Genomic DNA, 13,489 nt, shown 5'->3' with positions numbered 1-13,489 from the left:
ATTACTTTACTATCGTAAAATGAGCAGCCTTTGAGCTAAACTGTTTTCCTTGTATTTTTAGTAAGTATGCTCCTGACTTATAATCATTCAAGGCTACAGTAGCCAATTTCTTCCCATACCCTGTATCCACTCCCTGAGATTGAACAACCCTACCACTCTGGCTATCAATAATGTACAAATTCATCTCCGCTTCAGGCTCCTGTAATCGATTCTCCCAAACTACCGATATTTTGTCTGTTGCTGGATTTGGATATACTTGTTGGATTTGAAGGTTAGCAATGTCACTATTGCCTCCTTCTGAAAGATAATTACCTACATAGGCGTTGGTCATCCCATTGTTTATACCTAATACATTAATCTGATTACCTATATTTGCCTTGGCTACTTTCATTGATTTTGCCAGTATATCCTGATTAGTAATCAGCTCAATCATTGGATTATCATCACCTTTATTTTGAAATGAAAATAGCTCTACTGGCTCATTTGCCTTAAAAGTGTAAAAGTCTGTTTCTGAACGTAGACCAATAGAGTAATAAATATATTGTGGAGCTAATGGATGTGCGTTTATAACACTATTAACATCCCAGAACACTTCGCTACTTTTAGTCTGAATGTTCGTTATCTTAAATGATGACTGAGCACTTACTTTAAAGGTTACTTGAGCTGTTCCAAGGTAACTATCTGGTTTATATAAGTCTTTTTCTGAAATAGCACTGACCTTGTAAGTTTTCAGGTCCTCGTCTAAACTTAATTTAAAGCGTAATTGTCCAAAACTTGATTGCATTGATAGAATCAAGATACCCGATAAGAATAAAATAAAATGCCTCATTGTATTGCTGGTTTAATATGGGGTTGACCAATGTATGGTCAACCCCACCTAATTGAACTTATGGCAATTGTTGGAAAATGATAAAGTTATTCAGCCTCTCCGTATTTTCAGGATGTGTAAATATCTGGTTGAATAACAAGTTTATATCATTTGAAGGCCCTTGGTAAATCACTATGCCATCCAAATTGATATCTTGACGTAGATAACCAAATACAGGGAAGTTATTTAGCTTTTCTGTGTTTTCAGGATCTGTGAATACCACGTTAAAGATTGGTATTCTATCGTTACCAGGTCCTTGATAAATCACATAAGTATCTACAAGCGTATTACCACTCCACATTGCTCTAACAGAACCAACTACTGCCTGAGGATATGCTGTATATTCTGGGTCTGATGTTGGCTTACGATAAGTACTTGTCGATGGATTCGTAAAATCAACTACCGACGAGCACACTCCTGATAATCCTACTGCCGTTGATGTCATAACACCTAAATGATTTCTATGACGAACTGCTATGTAATAATTATCTGAATTCAAACCTGCAAAGCTTAAACAACTTACGCCATCAGTATCCACAATATCACCATCTCGCTGAATAAGTCCTGAGCGACGAGCCACGATTGTGTTAGGGTTGGCTTTATCTCTCAATTCTACTAATACCCAGTCAACAATAGCATTGTTTCCTGTTACAGCCAATACAGCACTTGTTGTTACTTCATCAACACCAGGGTGCGGGATGTCTAAATATGGAGCTTTACCATAAGGTTGTACCAGTGGTATGATACCTTGCGAGCGAAGAGAGTCTTGCATAAGACCAACTCCATCAATATAAGCACCTCTTAGAATAGCTTTCACATTTACTTTTACTACAGACATACCTACTGCTACGCTTGTATTATTTGACTGTGCGGCTGTTGCACCATTAGTTGCAACTGGGTCGCCACCTCCATAAACACCTGCTTTATTTTGGTATGTCCCTGACTGAATAGCGTTCACAGTAAGATTAATCTGACTCGAAGCTCCAACTCCAATTGTAGCAGAACTTGTACAAGTTACAATTTGTCCTATTGCACTACAGCTCCATCCCGTTGCACTACCACCACTGATAAAGGCTAAGTTGGCTTGTAGTGTATCTTTCACTGTAATAACACCATTTGTTGCAAGTGTACCTACGTTGCTTACTGTAAGCGTATAAGTAAAATTAACATTGGTATTAACGGTGCTAGATGAAACTGATTTTGCCAAAGCTAACACTGGCTTATCAGTAGATACAATCGTTATATTCTTAGACTCTGACACAGATACTGGTTGAGTACATCCCAGTGGTAAACTACTGTTGGTAGACGAGAATGTCACCACATAATTACCCACTTGACTAAATGTTACAGACGCTACATTACCTGTTCCTGACGAAGCCGATACTCCTGTTGCTGGAGTAATTGTCCAAGTCATTGTACCAGGGATACCTCCTGTTGCTGTAAATGTATGAGGCTGTCCTTTCGATAACTCGTCGTTTCCTGTCTCAGATGCAATACTTATTGCTGATGGAGGAGAACAAGGATCTACACCTACACAAATCAATGCTGAAGATACTTTCTGTACTGGTATACAAGTTCCGTCACCAACATTCGTCATGATAAATGATACTCTGTAAACGCCTGGCTGGGTAAATACTAGATTACCTGTATTAGAACCAGTGCCTGAATTTTGGCTTACTCCTACCGCTGGATTAACAACCCATTGTACATTGCTATATGGTAAGCCTCCATTCAAGACAAATGATGCACTACCTCCTGTCACAATCGAAGCACTTGATGGTGCCACAGATACATTACTGCTACTAGGTGCTGTACACAGTACTGGATTAGCTTTTACTTTATAATCCAATGTTGCTTCCGAAACGGCTGGCACATTACATCCCGCAGGAATAGACGAATTAGTTGTTCTAAATACAATCTGATAAGTACCAACATTACTAAAGACAATTGGCCCTGCTGTTGTTCCTGTTCCTGAGTTTGGTGTCGCACTATTAGGTACAACATACCATGTTACCACGCCTGATCCATTTCCACTCAATGTAAAACTAGACGAACCACCAACAGTTACACAACAAGCTTGACTGGCAGTAATTGTTCCCGGTGCTACTGGAGCACATGGTACTGCAGGACAACCACTTGGGGCTACTCCAACTACTAATGGACATTGGTCGGTAGCATCTGGTACGCCATCGCCATCACTATCCAAATCCAAATAGTTTGGTATACCATCTCCATCGGTATCGGCTGTGCCTTCTACTGAATCTGGTAAGCCATCGCCATCGCTGTCTAGGTCTACATAGTTTGGTTTACCATCACCATCGGTATCTACTGTACCTTCTACTGAATCTGGTATGCCATCGCCATCGCTGTCTAAATCGTATGGGTCACTACCTCCTGTTCCATCTGTATTTGGTGGGGTTAATCCGCCATTGGCTAACGTTGGTACTCCGTTAGAATCTACACTTGGTACGCCTGTGCCTATTCTACCATCGTTGTCTGGGTCTGTACCTCCTGCTTCGATTACATCTTTGATACCATCGCCGTCACTATCCAAATCTAAACGATTAGGGATACCATCGCCATCACAGTCGGTACTGGCTGTTACTACACCACTTACACTTGTACATTGTGCAGCATTCTCTACACTATCCAAAATACCATCGTTGTCATCATCTAAGTCGATAGCATCGGCTACGCCATCGCCATCACTGTCTAATGGACAACCACTTGGGGCTACTCCAACTACTAATGGACATTGGTCGGTAGCATCTGGTACGCCATCGCCATCACTATCCAAATCCAAATAGTTTGGTATACCATCTCCATCGGTATCGGCTGTGCCTTCTACTGAATCTGGTAAGCCATCGCCATCGCTGTCTAGGTCTACATAGTTTGGTTTACCATCACCATCGGTATCTACTGTACCTTCTACTGAATCTGGTATGCCATCACCATCGCTGTCTAAATCGTATGGGTCACTACCTCCTGTACCATCTGTATTTGGTGGGGTTAATCCGCCATTGGCTAACGTTGGTACTCCGTTGGAATCTACACTTGGTACGCCTGTGCCTATTCTACCATCGTTGTCTGGGTCTGTACCTCCTGCTTCGATTACATCTTTGATACCATCGCCGTCACTATCCAAATCTAAACGATTAGGGATACCATCGCCATCACAGTCGGTACTGGCTGTTACTACACCACTTACACTTGTACATTGTGCAGCATTCTCTACACTATCCAAAATACCATCGTTGTCATCATCTAAGTCGATAGCATCGGCTACGCCATCGCCATCACTGTCTAATGGACAACCGCTTGGAGCTACTCCAACTACTAATGGACATTGGTCGGTAGCATCTGGTACGCCATCGCCATCACTATCCAAATCCAAATAGTTTGGTATACCATCTCCATCGGTATCGGCTGTGCCTTCTACTGAATCTGGTAAGCCATCGCCATCGCTGTCTAGGTCTACATAGTTTGGTTTACCATCACCATCGGTATCTACTGTACCTTCTACTGAATCTGGTATGCCATCACCATCGCTGTCTAAATCGTATGGGTCACTACCTCCTGTTCCATCTGTATTTGGTGGAGTTAATCCGCCATTGGCTAACGTTGGTACTCCGTTGGAATCTACACTTGGTACGCCTGTGCCTATTCTACCATCGTTGTCTGGGTCTGTACCTCCTGCTTCGATTACATCTTTGATACCATCGCCGTCACTATCCAAATCTAAACGATTAGGGATACCATCGCCATCACAGTCGGTACTGGCTGTTACTACACCACTTACACTTGTACATTGTGCAGCATTCTCTACACTATCCAAAATACCATCGTTGTCATCATCTAAGTCGATAGCATCGGCTACGCCATCGCCATCACTGTCTAATGGACAACCACTTGGAGCTACTCCAACTACTAATGGACATTGGTCGGTAGCATCTGGTACGCCATCGCCATCACTATCCAAATCCAAATAGTTTGGTATACCATCTCCATCGGTATCGGCTGTGCCTTCTACTGAATCTGGTAAGCCATCGCCATCGCTGTCTAGGTCTACATAGTTTGGTTTACCATCACCATCGGTATCTACTGTACCTTCTACTGAATCTGGTATGCCATCACCATCGCTGTCTAAATCATATGGGTCACTACCTCCTGTTCCATCTGTATTTGGTGGGGTTAATCCGCCATTGGCTAACGTTGGTACTCCGTTAGAATCTACACTTGGTACGCCTGTGCCTATTCTACCATCGTTGTCTGGGTCTGTACCTCCTGCTTCGATTACATCTTTGATACCATCGCCGTCACTATCCAAATCTAAACGATTAGGGATACCATCGCCATCACAGTCGGTATGGCTGTTACTACACCACTTACACTTGTACATTGTGCAGCATTCTCTACACTATCCAAAATACCATCGTTGTCATCATCCAAGTCGATAGCATCGGCTACGCCATCGCCATCACTGTCTAATGGACAACCACTTGGGGCTACTCCAACTACTAATGGACATTGGTCGGTAGCATCTGGTACGCCATCGCCATCACTATCCAAATCCAAATAGTTTGGTATACCATCTCCATCGGTATCGGCTGTGCCTTCTACTGAATCTGGTAAGCCATCGCCATCGCTGTCTAGGTCTACATAGTTTGGTTTACCATCACCATCGGTATCTACTGTACCTTCTACTGAATCTGGTATGCCATCGCCATCGCTGTCTAAATCATATGGGTCACTACCTCCTGTACCATCTGTATTTGGTGGGGTTAATCCGCCATTGGCTAACGTTGGTACTCCGTTGGAATCTACACTTGGTACGCCTGTGCCTATTCTACCATCGTTGTCTGGGTCTGTACCTCCTGCTTCGATTACATCTTTGATACCATCGCCATCACTATCCAAATCTAAACGATTAGGGATACCATCGCCATCACAGTCGGTACTGGCTGTTACTACACCACTTACACTTGTACATTGTGCAGCATTCTCTACACTATCCAAAATACCATCGTTGTCATCATCTAAGTCGATAGCATCGGCTACGCCATCGCCATCACTGTCTAATGGACAACCACTTGGGGCTACTCCAACTACTAATGGACATTGGTCGGTAGCATCTGGTACGCCATCGCCATCACTATCCAAATCCAAATAGTTTGGTATACCATCTCCATCGGTATCGGCTGTGCCTTCTACCGAATCTGGTAAGCCATCGCCATCGCTGTCTAGGTCTACATAGTTTGGTTTACCATCACCATCGGTATCTACTGTACCTTCTACTGAATCTGGTATGCCATCACCATCGCTGTCTAAATCGTATGGGTCACTACCTCCTGTACCATCTGTATTTGGTGGGGTTAATCCGCCATTGGCTAACGTTGGTACTCCGTTGGAATCTACACTTGGTACGCCTGTGCCTATTCTACCATCGTTGTCTGGGTCTGTACCTCCTGCTTCGATTACATCTTTGATACCATCGCCATCACTATCCAAATCTAAACGATTAGGGATACCATCGCCATCACAGTCGGTACTGGCTGTTACTACACCACTTACACTTGTACATTGTGCAGCATCCTCTACACTATCCAAAATACCATCGTTGTCATCATCTAAATCATTAGCATCGGCTATGCCATCGCCATCGCTGTCTACTAGTACAACAAAGCACTTAGGTGCTGATATGGCAAAACACGCGCCACTCAAGTCACTAACAACATTTTTCCCAACAGCTAAGTTATTTACCGTTCCGTTATAATTAACTGCATAAATTTTATAAGAACCTAATGAACTAGGAGTAAAACTAGCTGTATTTGATGGGCCTTGCAGTATAACATCGCTATTATCAGTTAATACATATTGGGTGATATAACCCGCACTAGTATTATTACCCGATATGGTGGCAGTCAAAGGACTTCCCAAAGCAACATTGCTTGTTGTAGTACAACCCGAAGGACTAACTTCAAAACATTTTGGTAAAGAAGTTGAAGTACAACTCCCTCCTATATTTCCAATAAGTGTCCCAGGTGTAAAACTAGGGATACTACTTCCATTAGGATCGTAGTTTACAGCATAAATTTGATATGTAGTTACTGTACTCACTACAGGAGCTGTAAAATTTCCTGCAGAATTTGAGTTTATGATACTTCCTGCCGCATCAGTAAGTACATATACCGTTGTATATGCCAAGTTGTTACCTGTTGCTGAAGCAGATATTACACTCCCTGAAACAGCAGGAGTACAAGCCAACGATGAAATAAATTTCAGGTTAGGCTTTTTAAAATAGGGTGCTACAATATTATCTACTCGTTTAGTCTTCATTACCATACCTCCATAATTATTGGAGAATGAGGTATTTGACATTAAACTTATGATAGACAATATTAAAAATAACACCTGAGTGAAAACTGTATTTTCTTTTCTCATCTGTCAAATTTTTAATAATTTCCTACTTTGGACTAAAGTGATAAGAAAAATGAGCTTCATTTTTCTTTACTTTAAACAAATGAAAATGGCCTTTCATGAGTTTAATTCAAACTACCTGCATTGGCAGCACAACCAACAGTCAATGTATATGTTGCTATTTTACATGTAGTTCCAGTATTGTCGCAAACCTTAATACAGAAATAATAAGTACCTGTATTGCTTGGAGCAGTCAAAGTATATGCTCCTGTACTTGAATCAACTACTAGGTTGCTACTTGAAGGAAGTGGTAAAGCACTAGGATTTCCACTTGGTGCACTACATCCAGTTGTAGCTACACTGTAGTTATATGGAGTAACTCCTCCTGAAGGTCCAACTTCTGTACCCACATTGCCACTTACTGTTGAGCCAGCGGCACCAGACTTCATTGGGTTATCTGTAGCAAAAGTTAGTTCATTACAAGTAGCTCCAGCTCCTGAAACACTTGCTATATTTCCGCTCAAAGGGGAGTTAATCGTCGTCCCATAGTCATAGCCATTGACAATTCCTGTACCAGAGGCAGGTAGGTTATTTGGATCTACAATAGTCACAGTACCTAAACATGGTGTTGGTGCTGGAAATGTAAATAATGTAATAGGAACACCACTAGTAAAAGTAAGTGGTGTGTTACCACTGGTTGTATATCCCCAATAGTCGAAAGAAGCATCTGAGTTTTTGGGACTTGTTAATGTCCAAGGACCACCCGTAACATCTGTAACTACATTTGGGAGTGTCATCGTTCCTAAAGGAGCTTTCATAGCGACTAAAGACGACGCTCCTAGCGTAAAACTACCCGAAGAAGTTGGGGTAAAATTAACCTTATAAGTACCGTTGTCATTAATAATTGAGAGATCACCTGATTGAGCAGTAGCTATCTGGGCAAAACCAACAATTAATAACATGCACATCACGAATTTTGCAAAAAGGCTGGATGGTTTCATGTTCTAATATTTTAAGATTAAACGTTATTAAATGTAGGATAGCCACAAATATTCAATTTGCACTACCCTGATTAGCTTTTAGAACGATTGTGTTACAACAAAGCCAAAAGTTTGAGATTGATTTCCTGGATGACTCAAAATAGTTGTAGTAATTGGAAGAATATCTCTTGTTCCACCAGAATAGCGTACTATTCCATCTAGATTTGTATCTTCTTTAGTATATACACCTGTTTTTACCCCGCCTGCACTACCTGTTTGAGTTGTCAAGTAACCTGTTATGGCATTGACGTCTCCTGTACTGTAGCGAACATTATCTGTGCCTCCTACAGTCAATCCCGTAGCATTACCTGCCCAAAGAGCTTTTATACTTCCAATGGTGGCCTGTGCATTGCTACCAAATGTAGAAATCGTGGATGAGGTAAAATCAACCACAGGAATAATGCTGGACAATGCAACGGTAGATGCCGTCATTACACCTAGGTGGTTTCTGTGACGAATAGCAACATAGAAATTCCCAGTAGTAGCCTGAAATTTTAACGGAGTACTGCCATCTGGGTTATGTAAAGTTCCATCTATCGAAACCAGTGCAGCTATACTTTCCTGAATAGTAGCTCCACTTGTTCCTGTTCTCAGTTCTACACGAACCCAATCGGTTATCTCATTTGTAGTCAAAACTGTTGATGTGGTTGTTGCCCCTAAGCCGTAAGGATCTGATAAGGGTATCAAATTCTGTGTATTCAATGCCTTGGTCATCGTACCTGTAGTACCATTCAGTGCTCCTTGAAGCAATACTTTGGCGGTTATTTGTCCGCTACAAAGAGCATTCAAAATAACGAGGACGCTTTCACTACTAAAACACTGATTACTTACATCATAATAGGCAGTATAATAGGTATTGGCATTAGCAGAAGTTACAGCTGTACCAGTTATTCTATTTGACGTTGAAGCTGGTAATCCTGTATGGTAGGTAACTATTGTACCTGATGGTTTATCTGTAGAATCGACCAACGTACGTAAATCAACCCCTGTTGCTCCTACACTACAGTCATTCGACGCAATGCGCAAAGGAGCAGCCTCACTGTAACATGTTCCAAAGTTATAAACACCATAGTATAAACCTGCAGCCGCAGTAGCAGGATTTGACACTAGATTACTTGGTGAAACAGGCAATGCGTTATGCCACTCAAATGTAGCCCCGCTTGGCGGTGCTACGCTAGGCTGGTGAGTAGTTAAATCTACTGTCTGGGCAATGGTCTTATTGACAAACCCCAACAAAGAAATACCACAAACCAATATCCAGCTTTTTATGTACAGATATTGTTTCATATTAATAATATTTATTTGAGTAGGAAGTTTATTTTAAAGCAGGTGCCGCCACTTTGTAGGTACAATTATCTAATGTCCATACATCAACCAAAGCTTTCTTCTTTGCAGTTGCTGAATTCAAATCAGCGGTACAAGTACCTGTTCCTACTGTAAATGTGAGTGTTCCTAATGCTGTACCATCATACTTCATTGGAATATAAAACACTTGCGTTCCTGTTGTTGTTGCTGTAACATTCGAGAAGCCGCTAACGAGTGTCATACCCGAACCACTTACGCTTACTGGCAAAGTTCCAACAGTGGTAATATTCATTGTTACAGCAAGCACTACTTGACTTGGAGTACCCGCCACTGGTGCTGGCATTACCAAAGTTTTATTACAGTCGATTGTTCCTGCACCTGGGCTAGCAGTTGTATTAAGGGTATACACTGCTACTTTACATACTGGTGTCGGTGTACTACTATCACAAACCTTAATACAGTAATAATAAGTACCTGCTGTACTAGGTGCTGTATAAGAATAAGTTCCATTGCTCTGAACAGTAAAATTACTGCTTGGTGGCAGTGGTGAAGCTCCTACAGGAGCAACACATCCTGCATCTGACGAACCATTACTATATACATAAGGTGCAGTACCTCCAGTAGGTACTAGCTCTGTAGCGGCATTACCTGTTTTGGGTTCATTAGTATTAGCTGTAACTACAGGGTTGCCTGAACTTACACCAGGCCCTGTTCCAGTAAATGACAGAACAGCATCAAGACCTGCTAGTGTATAAACCGCATAGGTATTTGGTGCTATAGTGCTAGATGTGGTTATCGCCCCTGCAGAAGTTGTTGCACCTCCTGCGACCGTAGCTGGAATATTTGTCCATTGGCTACCATTCCAGCCCACAATTTTTACATTAGCCGGTACTTGTACACCTGAACCACCATCCCAAGTCAAAGTTATCTGAGCAGGTGTCGTACCATTTATATCCCAGTATTCTTTGGTACTTACTCCCGTCACTCCTGAAGCTACAGATGTAGCTGTATAGCTATCTGTTGTAGGGTTTACACCATAATAAGCGGCATCGGTAGGAGCAGAACTAGACGATGTACTGACACTAGCTGTTCGTAATTTAGTACCACTTCCGATTGGAAATGTAAATGCAGTAGTCATATACGACTTTACATAACCATTAACAAAGGCAGTATTTGAAGCACCTGTATGAGTTGATGTTCCAACAAAACTAAAATATCCACGAGGCGGCGTGCGCTGAGTACTGATTACTCCTGGCTGTGTTCCTCCTCCAACAAGAAAGTTGTGTTGGCCATTTATAACAGCCATCTCTCCTGATGAGCCAATATTGGTATTACCAGAGGATGCTGATTGAGAAAAAACATCTTTGGATGCTAATAGGATACTTATACCAATGAGTATCCTACTTATATATTTTGCCTTTTTCATATAAGTATCAATTAACTTATTATATTTTAGATTGTTTCATGCCCATTCAACTCTATTAAATATCTCATTCTATTGATATTTTTGAGTTAAACATATAGTACATCCGAGTATAAATACTTTATTTATAACCTCTAGGCATGAACTTTGAAGCAACTATTGTATACGTGTAAGGGTCATTCTGATATAGTGATTGTTGTCTATTTGGTAGCCTAACCAAACACCTCTATACCACTTATCATTTACTATCAAATCCATTGTTTCGGTTTCTTGATTGGCATTGTTTGACCAATAAACGAGAGCATCTCCATCAATTTCCTCAAAGTTAGCAGTGCCAGCAGCCAGTGTAGTTTTGGTGCCAGAAACCTTGTAAGTTACATTTGCTATTGAGCTATATGAAAAGGTAATTGCCGTAGTTGTGCTAGTATTATATAATCTTGGTTTCCAGTATGTAGCATCACTTTTAGCAACATCCATTCGTAGTCCTTCGAAGGAAATAGGAAGATTTGTAGGAGCTACAGCAGAAAGAAGAGCAGAGTTAGCCCAAGAACTTGCAGCGATAGGTCCACTATAATATACAGCCGTTTGGCCAACATCTAATGTAACTATATTGGAGTTTGTATTAGAAGTAGTTGAAGCAGCTACAGCTTTCATCCACTTTGTACCATCATTAACATATAGTGCAGGCACGACATCATTGGCAGTTGCAGTATTAAATACGACCATTCCTTGTACATGAGATGCAAGAGGCGAGGCACTGGAAGTCGACGTTAATGCCACTCTAGGGGGCAAAAAGCCCTTAGTAGTAGACTCGACTTCTAATATCGCCGATGAATTCATAGTGGTTGGGTTATCCCCTACTTTTACTTGAGCTATTAATGAAAACTTAACAGACGCAGCGATTACAATCGCAGCAAAAAGAGAAACTTTTTTAAATTTCATGGTATTTATTTATTTATGTGTATGATGTTTAAAGCTTCAAAAACTACTCTTGAAAATGAACTACCAATACATGTAATTACAGAGTGTTATCGAAATACTTATTTTACAACATACTCTACTTAGTTATTTTACAGTTTTATGAAGAGAAATTTGCTCTAGTTTTTCATTAAAACCTATTAGCCTTTAAAGCAATTTGTTAAAACTAAAAAACTCATTTGTTTGTAATTTTAAATAATGTCGAACAGAGAAAATACTCATTTCTTTGACAATACTCTCAGATACTACATAGGCAACTTTGTAAGTGCTAGGTGTAGGTAGAATATCAATTATTTTATACAATTACAACATTTATACTAATCCATCTGAATCCGTCACTCATAATTACCCATTGTGAACCATTCAAACCTGCTTGTATTGTATATGATAATGCAGGAGGAGCCGATGTATATTGGGTTGATGAGTCATAAGTATACATTGGATAATTTGTATACACAGACTGTCCCCCAGTAGGCATACGATGACTATCATTCACTAAACGTAAAACTCTACCCGGACATGTAGTTGGATCTGGCAAAATTAATGTCGCATTTGGATTTAGGAAAGGAGCTGACGATGAAATACCACTAGCTGAACCAGTAGAAGTACCATCATATCTTAACAAAAGAACATGATCGCCACCAGAGACCGTTTGAGGTGCGGCTGGAGTATACACACCTGTTACTATTCTAAAATTAAAGTACTGAGCCACACCTGAACCGCCTGAGCCACCCGATCCACCCGTACCTGCTACTAGATTAGCCCAATTACTACCATTCCAGTAGTAATAACCCGCTGTTAGGCCAGCAGTACCTGTACAGTAAACTAATAAACCTGTGGCAGGAGACGAAATAGTTGTTTGATCTGTAGTACTTGTAAGAGCAACTCTTGGAAAAATCACACCTTTGTTAGTAGACTCAACATCAAGAATTGCAGAAGGAGTTATCGTAGTAGGATTATTACCTACTTTAACTTGAGCCATTACACTGAATGTCAATGACATAGCAATAGCTACAGCTATCATTCTGAGTAAATTATTCATCTTCATTGTGATAAGGAATTAAATTTATTGTATGAATTATTAATTCATTAGCTTAATATCATAATCTTCTGTTAGTTAGAGGATTACAAAACAGTTGCTTAACGATAATATATTGTATAGAAAAAGTAAATATTGGTATAGATAAACCTATATTAATCAAATGTTATTTGCAGTATTAATTGACTTTGGGAAGACAAGAAGCTACTTAAGCAAATGATGTCCTAGTCATATAAATCATATTTTAATGCTAATTTGCTCTGATGAGCACTAACAATGATACGAGAGATTTCATAAATTGTCACAATCATTGTAACTTTTGATACAATATTTATCCTACACTATTCATACTACTAACACTTTCATTATAATCAAATGATTGTTTCTTTTATTTCTGAATCATCTAAATTTAGTTATTG

At 40.5% G+C, this 13,489-nt stretch carries 8 protein-coding genes; all 8 read right to left on the bottom strand.

Annotated features, from left to right (window positions below; all coding sequences use genetic code 11):
• Position 1: 1 nt before the first annotated feature.
• On the bottom strand, positions 2-829 hold the full coding sequence (locus tag FLEMA_RS75385) for a T9SS type A sorting domain-containing protein (RefSeq protein ID WP_081681406.1): 828 nt from the start codon (positions 827-829) through the stop codon (positions 2-4).
• 58 nt (positions 830-887) lie between these two features.
• Positions 888-5,267 carry a thrombospondin type 3 repeat-containing protein gene (locus tag FLEMA_RS77245; RefSeq protein WP_052354345.1) on the bottom strand — a complete coding sequence of 1,460 codons (4,380 nt, stop codon included), beginning with the start codon at positions 5,265-5,267 and terminating at the stop codon, positions 888-890.
• Positions 5,198-7,246, bottom strand: a complete 2,049-nt coding sequence (locus tag FLEMA_RS76415; RefSeq protein WP_052354343.1) for a thrombospondin type 3 repeat-containing protein — start codon at positions 7,244-7,246, stop codon at positions 5,198-5,200. Before FLEMA_RS76415 ends, FLEMA_RS77245 begins: the two co-directional genes overlap by 70 nt.
• A 164-nt stretch (positions 7,247-7,410) precedes the next feature.
• Positions 7,411-8,247: a hypothetical protein gene (locus FLEMA_RS75375; RefSeq protein WP_044174066.1), complete on the bottom strand. Its 837-nt coding sequence runs from the start codon at positions 8,245-8,247 to the stop codon at positions 7,411-7,413.
• Positions 8,248-8,364: 117 nt separating this feature from the next.
• On the bottom strand, positions 8,365-9,612 hold the full coding sequence (locus tag FLEMA_RS75370; RefSeq protein WP_044174064.1) for a hypothetical protein: 1,248 nt from the start codon (positions 9,610-9,612) through the stop codon (positions 8,365-8,367).
• A gap of 28 nt (positions 9,613-9,640) precedes the next feature.
• Positions 9,641-11,056, bottom strand: a complete 1,416-nt coding sequence (locus tag FLEMA_RS75365; RefSeq protein WP_044174062.1) for a hypothetical protein — start codon at positions 11,054-11,056, stop codon at positions 9,641-9,643.
• Positions 11,057-11,209: 153 nt separating this feature from the next.
• A complete protein-coding gene (locus FLEMA_RS76410) occupies positions 11,210-11,893 on the bottom strand; it encodes a phage tail-like protein (protein ID WP_144080174.1) in 684 nt (227 codons plus the stop codon).
• A 433-nt stretch (positions 11,894-12,326) separates the two neighbouring features.
• On the bottom strand, positions 12,327-13,073 hold the full coding sequence (locus FLEMA_RS76405) for a phage tail-like protein (RefSeq protein ID WP_144080173.1): 747 nt from the start codon (positions 13,071-13,073) through the stop codon (positions 12,327-12,329).
• Positions 13,074-13,489 lie beyond the last annotated feature (416 nt).

The sequence above is a fragment of the Flectobacillus major DSM 103 genome (genome assembly GCF_000427405.1).
In the GTDB taxonomy this organism is placed as follows: domain Bacteria; phylum Bacteroidota; class Bacteroidia; order Cytophagales; family Spirosomataceae; genus Flectobacillus; species Flectobacillus major.
This window is presented reverse-complemented; position numbering and strand designations above follow the sequence as displayed.

Coding starts and splice junctions, on each gene's coding strand:
- FLEMA_RS75385 (WP_081681406.1), bottom strand. CDS start 829: ATGAGGCATTTTATTTTATTCTTATCGGGTATCTTGATTCTATCAATG.
- FLEMA_RS77245 (WP_052354345.1), bottom strand. CDS start 5,267: ATGTACAAGTGTAAGTGGTGTAGTAACAGCCATACCGACTGTGATGGC.
- FLEMA_RS76415 (WP_052354343.1), bottom strand. CDS start 7,246: ATGTCAAATACCTCATTCTCCAATAATTATGGAGGTATGGTAATGAAG.
- FLEMA_RS75375 (WP_044174066.1), bottom strand. CDS start 8,247: ATGTTATTAATTGTTGGTTTTGCCCAGATAGCTACTGCTCAATCAGGT.
- FLEMA_RS75370 (WP_044174064.1), bottom strand. CDS start 9,612: ATGAAACAATATCTGTACATAAAAAGCTGGATATTGGTTTGTGGTATT.
- FLEMA_RS75365 (WP_044174062.1), bottom strand. CDS start 11,056: ATGAAAAAGGCAAAATATATAAGTAGGATACTCATTGGTATAAGTATC.
- FLEMA_RS76410 (WP_144080174.1), bottom strand. CDS start 11,893: ATGAATTCATCGGCGATATTAGAAGTCGAGTCTACTACTAAGGGCTTT.
- FLEMA_RS76405 (WP_144080173.1), bottom strand. CDS start 13,073: ATGAATAATTTACTCAGAATGATAGCTGTAGCTATTGCTATGTCATTG.